The organism is Vogesella sp. AC12 (genome assembly GCF_024437575.1).
Taxonomy (GTDB): domain Bacteria; phylum Pseudomonadota; class Gammaproteobacteria; order Burkholderiales; family Chromobacteriaceae; genus Vogesella; species Vogesella indigofera.
On sequence record NZ_JANFNU010000006.1, the window covers coordinates 100,197 to 119,956 of the forward strand.

At 65.3% G+C, this 19,760-nt stretch carries 22 protein-coding genes; 11 read left to right on the plus strand and 11 right to left on the minus strand.

Translation table 11 applies throughout. The features are described from left to right. The first annotated feature begins 5 nt into the window (after positions 1–5). From ubiG to NOM55_RS11215, 5 genes are all read left to right on the plus strand, one after another. Positions 6–704 (plus strand): bifunctional 2-polyprenyl-6-hydroxyphenol methylase/3-demethylubiquinol 3-O-methyltransferase UbiG, encoded by a 699-nt coding sequence (gene ubiG / locus NOM55_RS11195; protein ID WP_047966172.1) that lies wholly within the window; start codon positions 6–8, stop codon positions 702–704. A gap of 53 nt (positions 705–757) precedes the next feature. After that, positions 758–1,501, plus strand: coding sequence for a tRNA adenosine(34) deaminase TadA (gene tadA, locus NOM55_RS11200; protein WP_255908633.1), 744 nt, complete (start codon positions 758–760; stop codon positions 1,499–1,501). Further along, the gene (locus NOM55_RS11205) at positions 1,501–2,115 is read left to right on the plus strand and encodes a L,D-transpeptidase (protein WP_255908634.1); all 615 of its coding nucleotides are present in this window, start codon (positions 1,501–1,503) and stop codon (positions 2,113–2,115) included. Before tadA ends, NOM55_RS11205 begins: the two co-directional genes overlap by 1 nt. Before the next feature lie 2 nt (positions 2,116–2,117). Then, the gene (locus tag NOM55_RS11210; protein ID WP_047966174.1) at positions 2,118–2,534 is read left to right on the plus strand and encodes a DUF2721 domain-containing protein; all 417 of its coding nucleotides are present in this window, start codon (positions 2,118–2,120) and stop codon (positions 2,532–2,534) included. 409 nt (positions 2,535–2,943) lie between these two features. Further along, positions 2,944–3,615, plus strand: coding sequence for a GntR family transcriptional regulator (locus NOM55_RS11215; RefSeq protein ID WP_255908635.1), 672 nt, complete (start codon positions 2,944–2,946; stop codon positions 3,613–3,615). A gap of 58 nt (positions 3,616–3,673) precedes the next feature. On the opposite strand, the gene NOM55_RS11220 is transcribed toward NOM55_RS11215, so the two are convergent. Both NOM55_RS11220 and NOM55_RS11225 read right to left on the minus strand, forming a co-directional pair. Next, the gene (locus NOM55_RS11220; protein ID WP_255908636.1) at positions 3,674–4,168 is read right to left on the minus strand and encodes a dihydrofolate reductase; all 495 of its coding nucleotides are present in this window, start codon (positions 4,166–4,168) and stop codon (positions 3,674–3,676) included. Next, a complete protein-coding gene (locus NOM55_RS11225) occupies positions 4,165–4,959 on the minus strand; it encodes a thymidylate synthase (protein WP_255908637.1) in 795 nt (264 codons plus the stop codon). Before NOM55_RS11225 ends, NOM55_RS11220 begins: the two co-directional genes overlap by 4 nt. Positions 4,960–5,098: 139 nt before the next feature. Here NOM55_RS11225 and flhB point away from each other — a divergent pair, with 139 nt between their 5' ends. Genes flhB through NOM55_RS11255 form a run of 6 tightly spaced genes read left to right on the plus strand, consistent with a single transcriptional unit; the run spans position 5,099 to position 12,202 of the window. Then, positions 5,099–6,262, plus strand: coding sequence for a flagellar biosynthesis protein FlhB (gene flhB, locus NOM55_RS11230; RefSeq protein WP_255908638.1), 1,164 nt, complete (start codon positions 5,099–5,101; stop codon positions 6,260–6,262). 24 nt (positions 6,263–6,286) lie between these two features. Then, entirely contained in the window at positions 6,287–8,368 is a 2,082-nt protein-coding gene (flhA, locus tag NOM55_RS11235; RefSeq protein WP_255908639.1) for a flagellar biosynthesis protein FlhA, read from the plus strand. Between the two features lie 6 nt (positions 8,369–8,374). After that, positions 8,375–9,820, plus strand: a complete 1,446-nt coding sequence (flhF, locus tag NOM55_RS11240) for a flagellar biosynthesis protein FlhF (protein WP_255908640.1) — start codon at positions 8,375–8,377, stop codon at positions 9,818–9,820. Then, positions 9,817–10,680 carry a flagellar synthesis regulator FleN gene (locus NOM55_RS11245; RefSeq protein WP_255908641.1) on the plus strand — a complete coding sequence of 288 codons (864 nt, stop codon included), beginning with the start codon at positions 9,817–9,819 and terminating at the stop codon, positions 10,678–10,680. Before flhF ends, NOM55_RS11245 begins: the two co-directional genes overlap by 4 nt. 2 nt (positions 10,681–10,682) lie before the next feature. Then, positions 10,683–11,423, plus strand: a complete 741-nt coding sequence (locus NOM55_RS11250; RefSeq protein ID WP_255908642.1) for an RNA polymerase sigma factor FliA — start codon at positions 10,683–10,685, stop codon at positions 11,421–11,423. 29 nt (positions 11,424–11,452) lie between these two features. Continuing rightward, complete coding sequence (locus NOM55_RS11255) at positions 11,453–12,202, plus strand: flagellar motor protein (RefSeq protein WP_047966182.1); 750 nt, start codon at positions 11,453–11,455, stop codon at positions 12,200–12,202. A gap of 123 nt (positions 12,203–12,325) precedes the next feature. On the opposite strand, the gene NOM55_RS11260 is transcribed toward NOM55_RS11255, so the two are convergent. From NOM55_RS11260 to NOM55_RS11300, 9 genes are all read right to left on the minus strand, one after another. Then, a complete protein-coding gene (locus NOM55_RS11260) occupies positions 12,326–13,522 on the minus strand; it encodes a tryptophan--tRNA ligase (RefSeq protein WP_255908643.1) in 1,197 nt (398 codons plus the stop codon). A gap of 34 nt (positions 13,523–13,556) precedes the next feature. Then, positions 13,557–14,195, minus strand: coding sequence for a site-2 protease family protein (locus NOM55_RS11265; protein WP_255908644.1), 639 nt, complete (start codon positions 14,193–14,195; stop codon positions 13,557–13,559). A gap of 18 nt (positions 14,196–14,213) precedes the next feature. Further along, positions 14,214–14,834 (minus strand): L-threonylcarbamoyladenylate synthase, encoded by a 621-nt coding sequence (locus tag NOM55_RS11270; protein WP_047966185.1) that lies wholly within the window; start codon positions 14,832–14,834, stop codon positions 14,214–14,216. Positions 14,835–14,837: 3 nt separating this feature from the next. Beyond that, a complete protein-coding gene (locus NOM55_RS11275) occupies positions 14,838–15,710 on the minus strand; it encodes a 3',5'-nucleoside bisphosphate phosphatase (RefSeq protein WP_255908645.1) in 873 nt (290 codons plus the stop codon). 1 nt (position 15,711) lies between these two features. Continuing rightward, complete coding sequence (locus NOM55_RS11280; protein WP_255908646.1) at positions 15,712–15,906, minus strand: oxidoreductase-like domain-containing protein; 195 nt, start codon at positions 15,904–15,906, stop codon at positions 15,712–15,714. Then, on the minus strand, positions 15,903–16,118 hold the full coding sequence (locus NOM55_RS11285; protein WP_120812230.1) for an RNA-binding S4 domain-containing protein: 216 nt from the start codon (positions 16,116–16,118) through the stop codon (positions 15,903–15,905). Before NOM55_RS11285 ends, NOM55_RS11280 begins: the two co-directional genes overlap by 4 nt. Positions 16,119–16,319: 201 nt before the next feature. After that, positions 16,320–16,865, minus strand: coding sequence for an ATP-binding protein (locus NOM55_RS11290; protein WP_255908647.1), 546 nt, complete (start codon positions 16,863–16,865; stop codon positions 16,320–16,322). A gap of 275 nt (positions 16,866–17,140) precedes the next feature. After that, positions 17,141–18,139, minus strand: coding sequence for an asparaginase (locus NOM55_RS11295; RefSeq protein ID WP_255908649.1), 999 nt, complete (start codon positions 18,137–18,139; stop codon positions 17,141–17,143). 107 nt (positions 18,140–18,246) lie between these two features. Further along, positions 18,247–19,569 carry a sodium-dependent transporter gene (locus NOM55_RS11300; protein WP_255908650.1) on the minus strand — a complete coding sequence of 441 codons (1,323 nt, stop codon included), beginning with the start codon at positions 19,567–19,569 and terminating at the stop codon, positions 18,247–18,249. Positions 19,570–19,760 lie beyond the last annotated feature (191 nt).

Genomic DNA, 19,760 nt, shown 5'->3' on the forward strand with positions numbered 1-19,760 from the left:
CCAGCATGAGCAACGTTGACGAACAGGAACTCGACAAATTCAGCCAGATCGCCCACAAGTGGTGGGACATGGACAGCGAGTTCAAACCGCTACATGAGATCAACCCGCTGCGCCTCGACTTCATCGACCAGCATGCGGCACTGGCCGGCAAGGCGGTGCTGGATGTCGGCTGCGGCGGCGGCATCCTGTCTGAAAGCATGGCCCACTACGAGGCCAGCGTCACCGGCATCGACCTCGCCAAGAAATCGCTGAAAGTGGCGCAGCTGCACAGCCTGGAATCCGGCGTCAGCGTCAGCTACCGCTGTGTCGCGGTGGAAGACCTCGCCGCCGAGGCGCCGGCCAGCTTCGACGTGGTGACCTGCATGGAAATGCTGGAACACGTGCCGGACCCGCAAAGCATCGTGCGCGCCTGCGCGCAGCTGGTGAAGCCGGGCGGCTGGGTGTTCTTCTCCACCCTCAACCGCAATGCCAAGTCCTACCTGCTGGCGGTGCTGGGTGCCGAGTACGTGCTGAACATGCTGCCGAAAGGCACCCATGAGTACGCACGCTTCCTCAAGCCGTCGGAGCTGTCGCGCATGGCGCGCAACGCCGGACTGGGCGTGGAGACGCTGGCCGGCATCGGCTACAACCCGCTGACCCGCGTCTACAGTCTCAATGACGACACCGACGTCAATTACCTGATGGCCACCCGCCGCCTCGCCTGAGGCCGCACCGGCCTGCGGCCAACCTCAAGGTTGGCCGCAACCGTCTGGATAACATGACCACACCCCTGCTCTCCCCACCGCTCCCCCCCGCCGCCATCCGCTGGCTGCACGCGCTGGACATCAGCGACCGCCCGACGCTGGCGCAATGCGGCGCCGCGCGCGCCTATGCCCTGCTCAAGGCCGCTGGCCACACCGTGACACTGAAGCTGCTGTACGCGCTGGAAGCGGCGATCCGCGGCGTGCACTGGTCGCAGCTGGACGACGACGACCGCCTGCGGCTGCGCACGGCGCTGGCACAGCTGCCGCCGCAGCGACCGTTGCCGCCGCTGGCCGAGCGGCAGCGTTTCATGGCGCTGGCGCGCGAACTGGCGCAGCAGGCGGCAGCGGAAGGCGAGGTGCCGGTCGGCGCGGTGGTGGTCAGGAATGGCGAGGTGATCGGCCGCGGCTACAACCGCCCCTGCGCCAGCCACGATCCGTCGGCGCACGCCGAGATGCTGGCGCTACGCGACGCTGCGGCCAACCTTGGCAACTACCGGCTGGCCGGCTGCCAGCTCTACGTCACGCTGGAGCCATGCCCGATGTGCAGCGGCGCCATCCTGCACGCGCGCATCGACCACGTGCTGTTCGGCGCCAATGACGCCAAGACCGGCGCCGCCGGCAGCGTGCTGAACCTGTTTGCCGAGACTAAACTGAATCATCAGACCGCAATCGATGGCGGCATCGACGCCGAAAGCTGTGCCGGACTGCTGGCCGACTTTTTCCGCCAGCGCCGCCACACCGCCAGGAAGGACGCGTGATGAAACGGCTATTGCTACTGCTGCTGTGCTGCAGCGGCAGCCTACTCGCCAGCCCGGCCGACTTCATCCTGCAGCAGCAGGACGGGGCGCTGGTGGCCGCCCATGCCAACCGCCTCAACCCCGGCCAGCCGTGGCTGCATGTCAGCGTCGCCGAGCAGTCACTCACCCTTTACGACCAGCGCGGCCTGCCGCAGAAACGCTACACCGTGTCCACCGCCAAAAACGGCGTCGGCGAGCGCGTCAACAGCTACCAGACCCCGCGCGGCTGGCACCGGGTGTGCGAACGCATTGGTGATGATGTTGCCGCCGACACCATCATCTACCGGCGCAAGGTGACACCGTGGAAGTACACTCCACAACTGGCCGCCGAAAACCCGGACAAGGACTGGATCCTGACCCGCATCCTGTGGCTGTGCGGCCTGGAGCCGGGCAAAAACCAGGGCGGCGAGGTCGACAGCTATGACCGAGCCATCTACATCCACGGCGCCGGCCAGCACGTGCCGTTCGGCACGCCGACCTCGCGCGGCTGCGTGCGCATGCGCAACGAAGACGTGATCGAACTCTACAACCTGACCGCCAACGGCATCGACGTGCTGATCAGCGAAGAAAACTAGCCATGCTCAACCTGACTACCCCGGCCCTGCTGTTTCCGGCCATTTCCCTGCTGCTGCTCGCCTACACCAACCGCTATCTGGCCTTGGCCAGCATCATCCGCAATCTGTATGACGACTATCAACAGACCCCCAGCGACAAGCTGGTCCGGCAGATCGGCAATCTGCGCCGCCGCATCGCGCTGATCAAGTGGATGCAGAGCATGGGCGTGGGCAGCCTGTTCCTGTGTGTGGTGGCCATGTTCCAGATCTACACCGGTTGGCCGCAGGCGGCACAGATCACCTTCGGCACCAGCCTGCTGCTGCTGATCAGCTCGCTGGGCATGTCCTTGCTGGAGTTGCGCATGTCGACCGATGCGCTGAATATTCTGCTGTCCGATTTGGTTGCCGCCGAACGCGCGCGCGACAAGAGCCCACGCTGACGCGGCGGACAGGCAAAAAAAAAACCTCCCCAGTCTAGTGGGGAGGTAACACCCGTGTCGTACCTGCAAGGTTCCCGATGGAACACGCAATAACAAGCGACGTTATTGCTCTTGAAGCAGCTGTCTCAACCATTTCCTTGCGAGCCACTTATGATGTTAGCCCCTCATGATCCTCGCCCGGCTCTGATTTAAACAAGCGTTTGAATCGTAAGGTGAGGTGCGTTTTCACGCAAGTGCTTTTTTGGCGCCGGCGGCGAAAACGGGTGATTTTGCAACACGCGGCGCGTGCGGCGCTGCCGCGCCGGGGCGCCGGTTTGATGCTAGAATGCGGATACAGTCCGATTGCCGGACAATATAAAGTTTACAGCGCGTACCGCAACGTCCCCCGTCGAATTCATCAGGAGCTTTAATGAGCTTCAAGGCCAACGATTCCCTCACCGAACAGATTGCCCGCTTTCTCGGCAACCAGATCATCACCGGCAACATGCTGCCCGGCGAACGCATCCAGGAACTGCGCATTGCCGCAGAACTGAACGTCAGCCGCGGCTCGGTGCGCGAGGCCTTGCTGATCCTGCAGCGCCGCCACCTGGTCGACATCTATCCGCGTCGCGGCGCCATCGTCGCCAGCATGACCGCAGGCGACGTGCGCGATTTCTTCGAGCTGTGGTTCGTGCTGCTGGAACAGGCGGTATCGCATCTGGCGCACAACTGGCAGAACGACGACCTCGCCGACTTCTTCGAGCTGATGACCGCGCTGGGCGAGAGCAACCGCACCGACGATCTTGACGGCTTCTACCGCCACGGCGTCAGCTTTCTCGGCGCGCTATACCAGCATGCCGGCAACCGCTACCTGGCACAGACGCTGCACGACCTGCTGCCGCTGTCACAGCGTTGCCTGTTTGCCATCCTGCGCGCCGGCAAGAGCCGCATCGAACAGACCCACGACTTCCTCGACGGCCTGCTGCAGGCGATCATCGCCCGCGACCAGACCAGGCTGCGCCAGATGATCCAGCAGTTCGGCCACGACTACAGCCAGCTGGCGCAAGCCTCGGCCACGGCACTCGGTGCAGACGGCAGCTAAGCCGCAGCAGCCATGAAAAAGGCGGCCTCGCGGCCGCCTTTTGCTTGCACATGCCGTGTCAGGCACGGCGCCGGTAATCGACAAAGCGGTACACCAGCCCGTTGGCCGCGGTCTGCGCCGGCTGCGACGTGGCCTGCCACTCCTCGTCACGCCACGCCGGGAAAGTGGCATCGCCGACCACCTCCAGCTCGATATGGGTCAGTCGCAGCTGGTCGGCCAGCGGCAGCGCCTGGCGGTACAGCTCGGCGCCGCCGATCACGCACACCTCGTCAACGTTGGCCGCCAGCGCCAGCGCCTCCTCCAGCGAATGCGCCACCGTCACGCCCTCGTGCTGCCAGTCGGGCTGGCGGGTAATCACGATGTTCAGGCGACCGGGCAACGGCCGGCCGATGGAGTCGAAGGTCTTGCGCCCCATGATCACCGGTTTGCCCAACGTCACCGCCTTGAAGTGTTTCAGGTCTTCCGGCAGGTGCCACGGCAGGGTGTTGGCGATGCCGATCACGTTGCCGCACGCCATCGCCGCCACCAGGGTCAGGGTTGGCCGCACGCTCATACCGCCACCTCCGCCTTGATATGCGGATGCGGGTCGTAGCCTTCCAGCGTGAAATCCTCGAACTTGAAGGCAAACAGGTCGCTGACATCCGGGTTGATGCGCATCGTCGGCAACGGCCGCGGTTCGCGCGTCAGCTGCAGTTGCGCCTGCTCGAAGTGGTTGCTGTACAGGTGGGCATCGCCCAGCGTGTGCACGAAGTCGCCCGGCTTGAGGCCGCACACCTGCGCAACCATCATGGTCAGCAGCGCGTAGCTGGCGATATTGAACGGCACGCCGAGGAAGATATCGGCCGAGCGCTGGTACAGCTGGCACGACAGCTTGCCGTCGGCCACGTAGAACTGGAACAGGCTGTGGCACGGCGGCAGCGCCATCTCGTCCACCAGTGCCGGGTTCCACGCCGACACCATCAGCCGGCGCGAGTCCGGATTGCGCCGGATCATGTCCAGCAGGTTGGCGATCTGGTCGATATGGCGGCCATCCGGCGCCGGCCAGCTGCGCCACTGGTAGCCGTACACCGGACCCAGGTCGCCATTTTCATCGGCCCACTCGTCCCAGATGCGGACGCCGTTTTCCTGCAGGTAGCGGATATTGGTGTCGCCGGACAGGAACCACAGCAGTTCGTGAATGATGGAGCGCAGGTGGCACTTCTTGGTGGTCACCAGCGGAAAACCGGCGGCGAGGTCGAAGCGCATCTGGTAGCCGAATACCGAACGGGTGCCGGTGCCGGTGCGGTCGGACTTGTCAACGCCGTGCGTCAGCACGTGCTGCATCAGGTCGAGATACTGTTTCATGACAGCGCCTGTAAATTGAATGCGCCAATTCTACTCTCAACCGCAGGCGACGACACCAGCCGCGCGGCGCGCAGAGCACAGGCAAATGCGCTACCATCGCGCATCGAATCACTAATCCACAGGGTCACATCACCGCGCCATGGCTGAAGACTCAGACAAGGAAGACCGCACCGAGTCACCCTCGGCGCGGAAACTCGAACAGGCGCGCGAGGACGGCAACGTCCCGCGCTCGCGCGAGCTGAACACCTTTGCCGTCACCATGGCAGGCCTGGCCCTGCTCATCGCCACCGGCGGCCAGCTGTTCGCCGCCATGAAGGAAAGCATGATCGCCTGGTTTACCTTCAACCAGGAAAGCCTGCGCGACCCGTTGGTCATCATGGAGCGGCTGCGGCAGAGCGTGCAGGACACCCTGCTGCAAATGGCACCGCTGCTGGGCGGGCTGTTGCTGGTGGCGGCGCTGACACCGCTGCTGATCGGCGGCTGGAACTTCACCAGCAAGGGCTTCATGCCCAATTTCGGCAAGCTCAACCCGCTCAGCGGCATCAAGCGGCTGTTCTCGGTCAATGCCGCCACCGAAGGGCTGAAGGCGGTACTGAAAAGCGCATTGATCGGCGGCGTCGCCACCTGGGCAATCTGGAACGAGCGCGACGAGCTGATGGGGCTGATCAGCATGCCGCTGGATGGCGCGCTGCTGAAACTGGTGGCACTGATGGAGCACACCTTTCTGATGGTGGTCGGTGCCATGCTGCTGCTGGTGGTACTGGATGTGCCGTTCCAGCTGTGGCAGTACCACAAGAACCTGCGCATGACCAAGGATGAAGTGAAACAGGAATACAAGCAGCAGGAAGGCTCGCCCGAGGTCAAGGGCCGCATCCGCCAGCTGCAGCGCGAGGCGGCACGCAAACGCATGATGCAGGAGATTCCCAACGCCAACGTTATTGTTACCAACCCGACTCACTACGCCGTTGCATTCAAGTATGATGAAGAGATGGCCGCGCCGGTGCTTATCGCCAAGGGCAGCCTGAAGCTGGCCGAACGCATCATCAACGCCGGCCAGGAACACCGCATCGCCATCCTGCGCGCACCCAGTTTTGCCCGCGCGCTGTACTTCAACGTCGAGCTGGGCGAGCAGATTCCGTCGCAGCTGTATACCGCTGCCGCACAGGTGCTGGCCTATATTCACCAGCTGAAACACTTCGAGCAAAGCGGCGGTCTGGCCCCGGTGTTCCCCGAGCAGCTGGACGTCCCTGCCGAACTTGACCCCGAAAGCAAACGCCAGCAACATACGCCGCCAAAAACCTAACGCAGCACGTCATCGCAACGAGGCATGAACACACTGCAGGACTTCCTGAAAAAGATTGATCTGAACACCTTGGCAGGCCCGGTCCTGATCATCCTGGTTCTGGCCATGATGGTGTTGCCGCTGCCGCCGGTGCTGCTGGACATCTTCTTTACCTTCAATATTGCCGTCTCCATCATCGTGCTGATGGTGGGTATCAACACGCGCGAACCGCTGGAATTCTCCTCCTTTCCCTCGGTGCTGCTGATCACCACCCTGCTGCGCCTGTCGCTGAACGTGGCCAGCAGCCGGGTGATCCTGCTGGAAGGCCATAACGGCTCCGCCGCCGCCGGCGCGGTGATCGAATCCTTTGCCCACTTCCTGATCGGCGACAACGTTACCATCGGCATCGTGGTGTTCATCATCCTGACCATCATCAACTTCGTGGTGATCACCAAGGGTGCCGGCCGTATCGCCGAAGTCTCGGCCCGCTTCGCGCTGGACGCGATGCCCGGCAAGCAGATGGCGATCGATGCCGATCTCAACGCCGGCCTGATCGGCGAGGACGAGGCGCGCACCCGCCGCGCCAAGATCGGCGAAGAAGCCAACTTCTTCGGCTCGATGGACGGTGCCTCCAAGTTCGTGCGCGGCGATGCCGTGGCCGGCATCATGATCATCGTGATCAACATCGTCGGCGGCCTGATCATCGGCATCGTGCAGCACGACCTGCCGGTGGCCGAGGCCGCCGAAACCTATACCCTGCTCACCATCGGCGACGGCCTGGTGGCACAGATCCCGGCGCTGATCATCTCCACCGCCGCCGGCATGGTGGTGGCACGCGTCGGCACCGAAAAAGGCTTGTCGGAACAGCTGCTGGGGCAGATGTTCGCCAACCCGACGGTGCTGTACCTCACCGCTGCGGTGATCGGCATGCTGGGACTGATCCCGAACATGCCGCACGTCGCCTTCCTGATGATCGCCGCCATCCTCGCCGGCAGTGCCCGCTGGCTGGAAATCAGCGCCGCGCGCCGCGCCACGCAGCCGGCCGAAATCGAAGTGCTGCCACCGGCGGTGCTGGACCAGCCGCTGACCGAAGTCAGCTGGAAAGACGTGCAGCCGGTCGATGCCCTCGGGCTGGAGGTCGGCTACCGCCTGATCCCGCTGGTCGATCGCGAGCAGGACGGCGAGCTGCTGCGCCGCATCCGCGGCATCCGCAAGAAAATGGCGCAGGAACTCGGCTTCCTGGTGCCGCCGGTACACATCCGCGACAACCTGGAAATCCGCCCCAATGCCTACCGCATCCTGCTCAAGGGCGTGGAGGTGGGCAGCGGCGAGGCCTTCGTCGGCCAGTTCATGGCCATCAACCCCGGCCAGGTCAGCGGCGACCTGCCCGGCACCCCGACAACCGATCCGGCCTTCGGCCTGCCGGCGATCTGGATCGACGCCAGCAAACGCGACGAGGCGCAGACGCTGGGCTATACCGTGGTCGACGCCAGCACCGTGGTTGCCACCCACCTGTCCAACCTGCTGCAGACCCACGCCGCCGAGCTGCTCGGCCGCGAGGAAGTGCAGGCGCTGATCGACCATCAGGCCAAGGAAGCACCGAAGCTGATCGAGGATCTGGTGCCGAAGGTGGTGCCGATCGGCACCCTGCAGAAAGTGCTGCAGCAGCTCTTGACCGACGGCATCCACCTGCGTGACTTCCGTACCATCATCGAGACACTGGCCGATCACGTCGGCGTCACCGCCGACATCGACGAGCTGACCTCGGCGGTGCGTACCGCGCTGTCACGCGCCATCGTGCAGCAGCTGTTCCCCGGCGAACAGGAGCTGCCGCTGATGACGCTGGACCCGCAGCTGGAAGGCATCCTGCTGCAGGCGGTACAGAGCAAGGGCGGCGGTCTGGAGCCGGGGCTGGCGGAAAACCTGCTGGCCAATGCCGCGGAACAATCGGAACAAGTCGAAAACCAGGGCTTTAATCCCGTATTATTGACCCCACCGGCATTACGGCCTTTGCTGGCACGCTTTCTGCGCCGCGCCCTGCCGCAGCTACGCGTGATTTCGCATAATGAAATACCGGACAGCAAATCCATTCGTATAATTGCGGTGATCGGGGGGAGCAAAAGCTAACGCATCATGGTGGTCAGAAAGTTCTACGGCAAAACAACACGGGATGCGCTACGCCAGGTTCGCGAAGAACTGGGCGCCGATGCGCTGATCCTGTCCAACCGCCCTACCCTGGGCGGTGGCGTAGAGATCATGGCCGTCGCCGATGCCGATGTTTCCGCGCTGGCCACCACGCTGACACCGCCGTCGCAGCCGAAACACCCGCCGCGCAATGCGCCGACACCTTCTCCGGTGCCCGCGCCCGCCGCCACTGGCGGCAGCATGAACCGCGCCATCGCCCGCACCTACGCGATGCCGGTGGAGCCGCTGGAAGCGCCTGCGGTGCCGACACCGCCGCCACCACCGCAGGCGAAAGCCAGCACCGAGCCGAAACCCTTCCTCGCCCACGTGCAGGGCAACAGCCCGCCACCGAAGGCGGCGCCACAGCCGCAAGCGGCACCGGCCCGGCCTGCGGCCAACGTTGCCAGCAGCAACGTTGCCAGCAGCAACGATGCCGAGCGCGAGCAAATGGCGCAGGAACTGAAACAGATCGGCGACGAGATCAAGCAGCTGCGCAGCCTGCTGCAAAGCCAGCTGGCCGGTTTTGCCTGGTCGGACATGGAGCAGCGCACGCCCAACCGTGCCGAGCTGTTCCGCCACCTGCTCACCGCCGGCTTCAGCTCGACGCTGATCCGCCAGCTGACACAGAAGCTGCCGCCGCAGTACGAAGGCGATGTCGCGCAGAAGTGGGCGCGCTCGGCGCTGATCCACAACCTGAAATGCATGGACCCGCAGCACGACCCGATCGAGCGCGGCGGCATCTATGCGCTGGTCGGCCCCACCGGCGTCGGCAAGACCACCACCGTCGCCAAGCTGGCCGCCCGCGCCACCATGCGCCATGGCGCACAGAACGTGGCGCTGATCACCACCGACACCTACCGGATCGGCGCCCAGGACCAGCTGCGCATCTACGGCAAGATCCTCGGCGTGCCGGTGTTCTCGGTGCAGAACGAAGGCGACCTGCAGCTGACGCTGGCCGATCTGGCGCAGCGCAAGATCGTGCTGATCGACACCGTCGGCATGGGCCAGCGCGACGCGCGGGTACAGGCACAGCTGGACATGTTCAACCAGACCGGCCGCCCGGTGGAGCGCCTGCTGTTGCTGGCCGCCAACGCTGACGGCCACACGCTGGAAGACGTGGTGCGCCACTATCGCGGCGACGGCCTCGCCGGCGCTATCCTGTCCAAGATCGACGAGGCGCTGATGCTGGGGCCGGGGCTCGACGTCGTCATCCGCCACCGCCTGCGCCTGTTCTACGTCACCAACGGCCAGCGCGTGCCGGAAGACATCCACGCCGCCCATGCCGAGCTGCTGATCGACCGCGCGCTGCGCGCCGCGCAGCTGGCCTCGCCGTTCAATCCGGAAAGCGATGAAATGGCGATGCTCAATGCCGCGCAGTCCGGCTGGCTGTCATGAGCGTGCTGGATCAGGCTTCCGGCCTGCGCCGCCAGGCGCTGCACGACTACCCGCCGTCCTTCGCCTTTTTCGGCGCCGACCACTGCGGCCAGAGCACCGTCGCCGGCGAGCTGGCGGCGGCACTGGCGCTGCAACGGCAACGCCCGCTGCTGATCGAGCACCGCAACGGCCAGCAACTGGCGCGCCGCCTCGGCTTGCCGGCCGCCGGCACGCTGGGCAGCGTCGCGGTCAGCCTCGGCGATCTCAACGAGCTGATGGTCAGCAACCGCCACGGCCTGACCCTGGTCAACCTCGCCGCCAGCGTCGACGAGCGCACGCGGCTGTCGCCGCGCATCTGGCGCCGCCTGATCAACGAATTCGCGTCGGTGGAACAGGACGCGGCGCTACTGCTGCTGGATACCCCGCCGCTGAACGAAGATCCCGGCCCGTGCTGCATCGCCGACAACCTGGTGCTGGTGCTGACCCCATCCTCCGACAGCCTGATGGGCGGCTACGCACAACTGAAACGGCTGGCGCAGGACTACGCGCGCCGCCGCTTCAACGTGCTGGTCAACCGTGCGGCCAACTTTGACGAGGCGCAGGCGATCTTCAGCCGCCTGCAGCGCGTGGCCGGCGACTACCTGCCGGTCGGCCTGCGCTGGGTCGGTTTCGTCCCTGATGACAACACCATCAGAAAGAGTCAGACTTTACGGCGCCCGGTGGTGGAGGCGTTTCCGGACAGCGAGGCGGCGCACGCCTACCTGCAGCTGGCGCAGATGCTGCCGCAGTGGCACGCGCCCGACGACGACACCCCGCGCGGCACTTATCTCGAACATCTTTTAATGACAAGCAAAGCGCTTGCAGATTTGACAGGTCATTAAATATGGCAGTAGCAAACAAATGGCAGGCCTATCAGCTGCATAGTCAATCCGACGCGATCGACATCAACCAGCACGCGCCGCTGGTCAAGAAGCTGGCCAGTATGATGATGGCGCGCCTGCCAGCCAGCGTTGACATCAACGACCTGATCCAGGTCGGCACCATCGGCCTGATCGAGGCCGCGCGCCAGTTCGACAGTGCGCAGGGCGTGCTGTTCGAAACCTTCGCCAGCCAGCGCATCCGTGGCGCGATGCTGGACGAGCTGCGTCGCGAGGACTGGCTGCCGCGCCAGGCGCGACGCAATGTGCGCCAGATCGAAAGCGCCATCCACCAGCTGGAACAGCAGCTGGGACGCAGTCCGGCGGAAAGCGAGATCGCCGACAGCCTGTCGCTGCCGCTGACCGACTACCAGGCGATGCTGGCGGAGTGCAAGGGGCTGACCCTGGTGCACTTCGAAGACTTTCACGATGACGAAGGCAATGGCAGCAGGCAGATCGACAACATCGTCGACGGCGACGCCGCCACCCCACTGGACAACCTCGCCGAAGACCACTTCCGCAGCGCGCTGATCGATGCCATCAAGCTGCTGCCGGAGCGCGACCAGCTGGTGATGAGCCTGTACTACGAGCAGGACCTCAACCTGAAAGAAATAGGCGCCGTGCTGGGCGTCTCCGAATCCCGCGTCTCGCAGCTGCACAGTCAGGCCATCGCGCGCCTGCGCACGCGCCTGCGCGACTGGACCTGAACCCGCCACGCCTACGGAAACCATAGCCTGTGGATAAAATTAGCCTCATTGCCATCATCGGCGGCCTGACCGCCATCCTGGCCGGACAAGCGCTGGAAGGCGGCCACATCGGCTCGCTGATCCAGGTCACCGCCTTCATGATCGTCATCGGCGGCACCTTCAGCGCGGTGATGCTGCAGTCGACGCCGAAGCAGTTCCTCACCGGCCTGCGCATGGCCGGCTGGGTGCTGCGCCCGCCGGTGCACGACCAGGAAAAACTGATCCGCGACCTGGTCAGCTGGAGCCAGGCGGCGCGGCGCGGCGGCCTGCTATCGCTGGAAGGCTATATCAACAACCAGAAGGACCCGTTCGTGCGCAAGGGGCTGCAGATGCTGGTTGACGGTGCCGAGCCGCAGATCATCCGCGACGTGCTGGAAACCGAGATCGGCATCTTCGAGCACGCGCGCAAGCAGGCGGCCAAGATCTGGGAATCCGCCGGCGGCTACGCGCCGACGATGGGCATTCTTGGCGCGGTACTGGGCCTGATCCATGTGATGGAGAACCTGTCCGACCCGTCCAAGCTCGGCGGCGGCATCGCGGTGGCCTTTGTCGCCACCGTGTACGGCGTCGGCATCGCCAACCTGTTCCTGCTGCCGATCGCCAACAAGCTGAAAAACCTGATCAGCCTGGAGGTCAACCTCAAGGAGCTGACGCTGGAAGGGCTGATCGCCATCGCCAACGGCGAGAATCCGCGCATCATCGAGGCGCGCCTGCGCAGCTTCCTCGGCCTCAACGACTGAGCAGTTGGTCGCAATGTTGCGGCCAACCTTGTGCCGCATGGCCGACAAAAACCCCCGCCGGTTTCCACCGACGGGGGTTTTGTGTTGCAAGGTTGGCCGCAACGAGGCGGCCTGTGGCGGCGATCAGTAACCCAGCCCCATCGCCTCGCGCACTTCCTTCATCGTCTCGCGCGCCACCAGTTCCGCCTTGTGGCAGCCTTCGAACACGATCTCCTTGACCAGGTTCGGGTTGGCCAGATACTTCTCGGCGCGCTCGAACATCGGCTGCTGCTCGCGCACCACCGCCTCGATCACCGGCTGCTTGCAGTCCAGGCAGCCGATGCCGGCGCTGGTACAGCCGGCCTTCACCCACTGTTTGGTGTCGTCGCTGCTGTACACCTCGTGCAGCTGCCACACCGGGCACTTGTCCGGGTTGCCGGCGTCGGTGCGCCGTACCCGCGCCGGGTCGGTCGGCATCGCGCGGATTTTCTTGCTGACCTCTTCCGGCGTCTCGCGCATGGTGATGGTGTTCTTGTACGACTTGGACATCTTCTGGCCATCCAGCCCCGGCATCTTCGACGCCTCGGTCAGCAGGGCCTCGCTCTCCGGCAGGATGATCTTGCCCTTGTTTTCCAGATAGCCCTGCAGCCGCTCGCGGTCGCTGTTGCCGAGGTTCTGGCTGGCGGCCAGCAGCTCGCGCGCGGCCAGCAGCGCCTCGCCGTCGCCGTCCTGCAGGTAGCGGGTACGCAGCTGCTCGAACTGCTTGCCGGCCTTGCCGATCTTCTTCACCGCCGCGCGGGCCAGTTCCTCGAAGTTCGGCTCGCGGCCGTACAGGTTGTTGAAGCGGCGCGCCACTTCGCGTGTCAACTCGATGTGCGGCACCTGGTCTTCGCCGACCGGCACCAGACCGGCCTTGTACACCAGGATGTCGGCGGCCTGCAGCAGCGGATAGCCGAGGAAGCCGTAGGTAGCCAGATCCTTGTGGTTCAGCTTGTCCATCTGGTCCTTGTAGGTCGGCACCCGCTCCAGCCAGCCCAGCGGCGTCACCATCGACAGCGCCAGGTGCAGCTCGGCGTGCTGCGGCACCTTGGACTGGATGAAGATGGTGGCCTGTTCCGGATCGACACCGGAGGCCAGCCAGTCGATCACCATTTCCCAGATCGACTTCTCGATGATGGCGACTTCGTCGTAGTTGGTGGTCAGCGCGTGCCAGTCGGCGACCATGAAGTAGCAGTCGTGGCGGGTTTGCAGCTCGACCCAGTTCTTGATCACGCCGTGGTAGTGGCCCAGATGCAGGCTGCCCGTCGGGCGCATGCCGGAAAGAATGCGGTTGGCAAACATGGTGTGTCGGGTTCCGTGAGTGACAGGTTAAGGCTCAGAGCAAAAAGCCGAGCAGCTCGTAAACCATGGTGGTAAAGGGACGCAGGATCGGGGACAGCAGGCCGGTAAACACCAGCGCCAGCAGGATCCACATGCCGTACGGCTCCAGCCGCGAGAAGTTGTAGGCCAGCCGGCGCGGCAGCAGGCTCTCCACGATGCGGCCGCCGTCCAGCGGCAGGATCGGCATCAGGTTGAGCACCATCAGCACCACGTTGATGCCGATACCGGCCTGGCTCATCAGCGCCAGCGGCCGGCTGTAGTCGTTGTCCATCACGATGGCGAGCTTGAGCAGCAGCACCCACATGATGGCCATCAAAAGGTTGGCCGCAGGCCCGGCGGCGGCCACCCAGCGCATGCCGACACGCGGATTGCGCAGCGCGCCGAAATTGACCGGCACCGGCTTGGCCCAGCCGAACAGGAAACCGCCGATCACGACCGACAGCAGCGGCAGCAGCACGGTGCCGACCGGGTCGATGTGTTTCAGCGGGTTGAGCGTCATGCGCCCCATCATGTAGGCGGTGGCGTCGCCAAAGCGCTTGGCGGCGTAGGCGTGGGCGGCTTCGTGCAGGGTGATCGCCAGCAGCACCGGCAGTGCGTAGATGGCGATCTTCTGGATCAGGTTCAGTTCTTCCAAGAGGGTTTCCTTGTCGGGTTACAGGCCCAGCAGCGCCGGGTCGCCCTTGCCGCGGCGGATCAGCTCGATGCCGTCGGTCATGTCGATCACGGTGGTTGGCTCGGTGCCGCACCAGCCTCCATCGATCACCAGATCGACCAGATGTTCCAGCCGTTCGCGGATTTCGTAGGGATCGGTCAGCGCCTCGGCGTCACCCGGCAACAGCAGGGTACAGGACAGGATAGGCTCGCCCAGTTCCTCCAGCAGCGCCAGCGTCACCGGATGATCCGGCACGCGCAGGCCGATGGTGGCGCGCTTGGGGTGCAGCGTGCGCTTGGGCACCTCGCGGCTAGCCTGCAGGATGAAGGTGAAACTGCCCGGCGTCGCCGCCTTCAGCTGGCGGAACTGCGCATTGTCCACCCGCGCGTAGTTGGCCAGCGCCGACAGGTCGGCGCAGACCAGGGTCAGGTGGTGCTTGAGGTCGAGCTGGCGGATCGCCAGCAGCCGCTCCATCGCCTTCTTGTCGCCAAGATGACAACCCAGCGCGTAACAGGAGTCGGTGGGATACACCACCACCCCGCCTTCGCGGATGATCTTGGCCGCCTCGCGGATCAGCCGCGCCTGCGGCGTTTCCGGGTGGATCATGAAAAATTGCGACATCGGCTACTCCTCAACGTTGGCCGCAGCGCGGTGGATGCGTGGCGCCAGCGCCTGCCAGATCGGCTGGCAGATCGGCGGCAGGTCGGTGGTACTGCCGACATCGCGGCCGCCCTCGCCCGGGGCATGGAAATCGCTGCCGGCGCTGGCGTACAGGCCGTGCTTCTGCGCCACCAGCGCGAAGCGCAGCATGTCGTCCAGGCTGTGGCTGCCGCTGACCACTTCCAGCGCCTCGCCGCCGGCGGCCTTGAAATCGGTCACCAACCGCTCGATCAGGGTGCGGCCCATGTCGTAGCGGCCGGGATGGGCGATCACCGCCATGCCGCCGGCGCCGCGGATCCAGCCGACCGCGTCTTCCAGCGTCGCCCACTCGTGCGCCACGTAGCCGGGCTTGCCGGTGGTCAGGTATTTGCGGAACACGCTCTTGACGTCCTTCACCTCGCCGCTTTGCACCAGGTAGCGGGCAAAGTGGGTACGGCCGATCATCTCCGGATTGGCCGCCAGCCGCATCGCGCCGTCGAAGACGCCGGGAATGCCGATCTTGGCCAGCGATTCGCCCATCTGCCGCGCGCGCTCGACGCGACCGTCGCGGATCGACTGCAGCCCGGCGCACAGCGCCGCGTTGTCCGGGTCGATGCCGAGGCCGAGGATGTGCACGGTGTGACGCGCGTTCCACGTCACCGACACCTCGACGCCGTCGAGGAAATCGACGCCGGCGGCCAGCGCCGTGGCGCGCGCCTCGGCCAGCCCAGCGGTGCAGTCGTGGTCGGTCAGCGCCAGCAGGCTGGCCTCGCGCGCCGCGGCACGCTGGATCACCTCTGCCGGCGGCAGGCCGCCGTCGGAGGCGGTGGAATGAAAGTGCAAGTCGATGCTCGCCATGTCAGTTACCGGGCTTGGCCGCCTGGCGTGTCGCTTCGCGCACCTGCCAGTCCGCCAGTTGGCGGCGGTAAAGCTGCACCGCCGCATTGTAGGTGTCCCACACGCAGGGATCGCAGCCGCTGCCGCAGCACATGTCGTCGCTCGGCGCTTCCGGTGCCTCCGGCATCGGGTCGAACACGTCGTCCGTCACGCTCACGCCGCGATCACCTTGATCTCGAAACCGTCGCCGGACACCACTTGCCCGGCGCGGATCTTGTTGGTCTTGCGCAGCTCGACCTGGCCGTCGACCAGCACATTGCCCTCGGCAATGAACTGCTTGGCGATGCCGCCGGTCTCCATGATGCCGGTGGTCTTGAGCAAATCACACAACGCGATGTATTCACCGCGCAATTCAAAGATTTCGTTCATGTTCTGCACACTGTCTTTTGACAGCCTTGTGAGTGGCCTGTGCATAAGCGGCACAAGCCATTGATCAAATTAGTCATTTTTACGCTGCCCATTTTTTGGGCAATCACGCCAGACTTTCCACACCGCGACGGGACAGGGCTGTTGAGTGGCTGTGGACAAGCGCCACAAGCTCCTGATCAGACAGGGAAAAGTCGCGGCTGTTCAAAAATTGGGCAGCTGCGGCAGCCACTGCTGCAGCGCGCGCCACGCTGCGGCCAACCTTGCCTGCCGCGTCCCGGCCAGCAGCAGCGGCGTGACGCCGGCGTCGGCCAGCGCCTGTTGATACAGGCCGAACAGCCAGTCGCGCTGCTGCGGATGGCTGCGCAGCGGGTCCGGCTGCCACGGGATGTCAGGACAGGCCAGCAGCGTCAGCGCGTAGTCCTGCGGCCGGTCCAGCGCCCGCAGCGCCGGCTCGGCCTTGCCGAACGCCACCTCGGCCCAGATGCGGCAGGTCAGCACCGTGGTGTCGCACAGCAACACGCGGGCACCACTGGCCGCGGCGGCGGCTTCGGCCGCCAGCTGGCCGCGGGCAATCGCCAGGATGTCGGCGGGGCTGACCTGGTAGGCGCGCGCGGCGTAATACTCGCGCGCGTACTCCGGCACCCACGCGGCGGCGATGCCCTGCGCCTGCAAGGCGGCACACAGCTCGGCGGCCAACGTGCTCTTGCCGCAGGACTCCGGCCCGACAATGGCAAGCCGTAACGGCACGGGATAAGTCGGCAACATAAGCCACCATTATACGCTGTGCACCGGCCACACGGAAAACGCCCACACGCTGCGGGGACAGCAGTGTGGGCGGCATGTGTACGCGCTGTGGACAACTGCGCTAACTGACTGATGGCAAAGGGCAAACCGCGCACTGCACAAAAAACAGGCAGTGGCGGCGATTTACCCACGGCCGGACTGCATAGCGCTGTGGGCGGCCTGTGGACAAATACCGCAAGCCATTGATCCGACAGGCAGAAAAAGCCGTCGCCTGTTTTTTAGGCAGCCGGCGTCAGCTCGCCGCGGCAGTCTTCCGCCAGTCGCGCGCGGACTTCTGCGGGACTCAGCGGCTGCGACAGCAGCCACAGCAGCTTGGCCTGCGCCGCCTCCGGCGTCATGTCGCCACCGGCCACCGCACCGGCCTGCGCCAGCGGCTGGCTGGCCGCGTAGGCGCCGACCGCCACCGCACCGCGCACGCACTGCGTCAGGTTCAGCACCACGCAGCCCTTGGCGCTGGCGGCCTGCACCCCGGCCAGCAATTCTGCGTCGGCCGGGGTGTTGCCGTTGCCGTAGCTGAGCAGGATCGCCGCGTCGGGCGTGTCCTGCGCCAGCCAGCGGCCGAATGCCGCCGCCATCGCACCGGGCAGCAGCATGCCGCAGCGGATGTCGGGGCTGACCGGCAGCTGCGGCCGGAACGGACCGCTGGCCTGGCGCCAGCTGGCGCGGTGCCACTGCGGCTGGATGCCGAACTGCGCCAGCGGCGGCGCATTGGGGCTGTCGAAGCCGGCAAAGCTGGCGGCGTCCAGCTTGCGCGCACGCACGCCGCGCAGCAGCAGGCGGTTAAAGCTGATCGCCACCTCGTGCAGCTCGCTCTGGCAGGCGGCCTCGATCGCGTCGGCGAGGTTGCCCCAGCCGTCACTGCGCGGGTGCACCAGTGGCAGCTGCGAGCCGGTGACCACCACCGGCTTGGCCAGCCCCTGCAGGCAGAACGCCAGCACGCTGGCGGTATAGGCCATGGTGTCGGTCCCGTGGATCACCACGAAGCCGTCGAAGGCGTCATGGTTGGCCGCAATATCGGCCACCAGCCGCTGCCAGTCGGCCAGCGTGATCGCCGACGAGTCCAGCAGCGGCGCGTATTCGCGCACCTCCCAGCTCACCCCGTCGCGTGCCAGCCGCGCCAGCTGTTGCGGCAGGAAGCCGGGCACCGGCGCCAGCCCCTCTGGGGTGTGGTCCATGCCGATGGTGCCGCCGGTATAGAGAATGAGCAGTCGCTTCATCACAGGTACTCCTGACAACAATGACTAAATGATAGGCGTCGCCCGCGATGGCGGGCAGACGGAAAAACGGCGTGGCTCCGAGCCGGAGGCCACGCCGCAAGAGACGGTTACAGATTGTGCACCAGGATGCCGGCGATCAGCGCCGGCGCCACGTAGCGGCAGAAGCCGCGCATCGCCCGCAGCCAGGCCGGCACCCGCTCGCCGGCTGACAGCTCGGCCTCGATCACCGGCCACACCTTCCAGCCGACGAAGATCGCCAGCAATACCTCGCCCACCGGCATCAGCAGCTTGGAGGTGAGGAAGTCGAGCAGGTCGAAGAAGCCGAGGCCAAACACGGTGTACTCGCTCCAGATGCCCAGCGACAGCGACGCCGGGATGCCGAGCAGGAACACCAGCAGCGACACGCCCAGCGCCGCCGCCTTGCGGCCAACCTTGAACTCGTCGATCACGAAGCTGACCACCACCTCCAGCAGCGACACCGACGAGGTCAGCGCCGCCACCAGCAGCAGGAAGAAGAACAGCACCGCAAACAGCTGGCCGCCCACCATCTGCGCGAACACCGCCGGCATGGTGATGAAGGTCAGCCCCGGGCCGGCCGACGGATCGAAACCGAAGGCGAACACCGCCGGCAGCACCATCAGTCCGGCGAGGAAGCAGGTCAGCACCGTCAGCGCGATCACCCACAGCGAGGAGCTGAGCAGGTTGGCCTCCTTATCGACGTAGGAGCCGTAGGTGATCATGATACCCATGCCCAGCGACAGCGAGAAAAACGCCAGCCCCATCGCATCGACCAGCATGCTGCCGCTGACCTTGGAGAAGTCCGGGGTCAGGAAGTACAGCAAGCCTTCCATCGCACCGGGCAGGGTCAGCGCGCGCGCGATCAGCACCAGCATCAGCACGAACAGCGCCGGCATCAGGAATTTCGACAGGTTCTCGATGCCCTTCTGCACGCCGCCGATCACCACCGCCAGCGTCAGGCCGGCAAACAGCCCGTGATACAGCAGCGGCTGCGCCGGATCGGTGATGAAGCCGTTGAAGATATCGCCCAGCACCTTGGCGTCGGAAGTCAGGATCTCGCCGCCGAACGACTTGCCGATATAGGCGATGGTCCAGCCGCCGACCACACTATAGAAAGAGTAAACCAGGAAACACACCAGCACGCCGACGAAGCCGACCAGCGGCCAGCGGCCGCCGCGCAGATCGCGGAAGGTGCCGACCGCGCTGTTGCCGGCGGCGCGGCCGAGTGCCATTTCGCCCAGCATCAGCGCGAGGCCGACACTGAGACAGATCAGGAAGTAAATCAGCAGGAACGCCCCGCCGCCATTGGTGGCGGCCACGTAGGGGAATTTCCAGATTGCGCCCAGGCCGATGGCCGAGCCGGTTGCCGCCAGGATGAAACCGAGGCGCGAGCCCCATTGAGATCTAGCCATACACCACTTCTTTTCAAAAACGGAACGAAAACCGCCGGCGGATAGCCGGCTGCGCAAGAAACCGCCGGGTCGGTGAACCGGGCGGCTCGTCTGGCGCTCGTTGCAGCCGCCAGCCGGCATGATTGCTGCCGGCAAGCGGATGACTGCAGCCGGGTAGGCTGTCCGTCGCGGGCCAGGCAGGCGCAGTACCG

Bases quoted from the DNA above. Each gene is read 5' to 3' on its own strand.
- flhA (WP_255908639.1), top strand. From the start codon at position 6,287: ATGAACACACTGCAGGACTTCCTGAAAAAGATTGATCTGAACACCTTG.
- NOM55_RS11205 (WP_255908634.1), top strand. From the start codon at position 1,501: ATGAAACGGCTATTGCTACTGCTGCTGTGCTGCAGCGGCAGCCTACTC.
- ubiG (WP_047966172.1), top strand. From the start codon at position 6: ATGAGCAACGTTGACGAACAGGAACTCGACAAATTCAGCCAGATCGCC.
- NOM55_RS11300 (WP_255908650.1), bottom strand. From the start codon at position 19,569: ATGGCTAGATCTCAATGGGGCTCGCGCCTCGGTTTCATCCTGGCGGCA.
- NOM55_RS11225 (WP_255908637.1), bottom strand. From the start codon at position 4,959: ATGAAACAGTATCTCGACCTGATGCAGCACGTGCTGACGCACGGCGTT.
- NOM55_RS11295 (WP_255908649.1), bottom strand. From the start codon at position 18,139: ATGAAGCGACTGCTCATTCTCTATACCGGCGGCACCATCGGCATGGAC.
- NOM55_RS11260 (WP_255908643.1), bottom strand. From the start codon at position 13,522: ATGTTTGCCAACCGCATTCTTTCCGGCATGCGCCCGACGGGCAGCCTG.
- tadA (WP_255908633.1), top strand. From the start codon at position 758: ATGACCACACCCCTGCTCTCCCCACCGCTCCCCCCCGCCGCCATCCGC.
- NOM55_RS11250 (WP_255908642.1), top strand. From the start codon at position 10,683: ATGGCAGTAGCAAACAAATGGCAGGCCTATCAGCTGCATAGTCAATCC.
- flhF (WP_255908640.1), top strand. From the start codon at position 8,375: ATGGTGGTCAGAAAGTTCTACGGCAAAACAACACGGGATGCGCTACGC.
- NOM55_RS11270 (WP_047966185.1), bottom strand. From the start codon at position 14,834: ATGTCGCAATTTTTCATGATCCACCCGGAAACGCCGCAGGCGCGGCTG.
- NOM55_RS11220 (WP_255908636.1), bottom strand. From the start codon at position 4,168: ATGAGCGTGCGGCCAACCCTGACCCTGGTGGCGGCGATGGCGTGCGGC.
- flhB (WP_255908638.1), top strand. From the start codon at position 5,099: ATGGCTGAAGACTCAGACAAGGAAGACCGCACCGAGTCACCCTCGGCG.
- NOM55_RS11285 (WP_120812230.1), bottom strand. From the start codon at position 16,118: ATGAACGAAATCTTTGAATTGCGCGGTGAATACATCGCGTTGTGTGAT.
- NOM55_RS11275 (WP_255908645.1), bottom strand. From the start codon at position 15,710: ATGGCGAGCATCGACTTGCACTTTCATTCCACCGCCTCCGACGGCGGC.
- NOM55_RS11245 (WP_255908641.1), top strand. From the start codon at position 9,817: ATGAGCGTGCTGGATCAGGCTTCCGGCCTGCGCCGCCAGGCGCTGCAC.
- NOM55_RS11210 (WP_047966174.1), top strand. From the start codon at position 2,118: ATGCTCAACCTGACTACCCCGGCCCTGCTGTTTCCGGCCATTTCCCTG.
- NOM55_RS11215 (WP_255908635.1), top strand. From the start codon at position 2,944: ATGAGCTTCAAGGCCAACGATTCCCTCACCGAACAGATTGCCCGCTTT.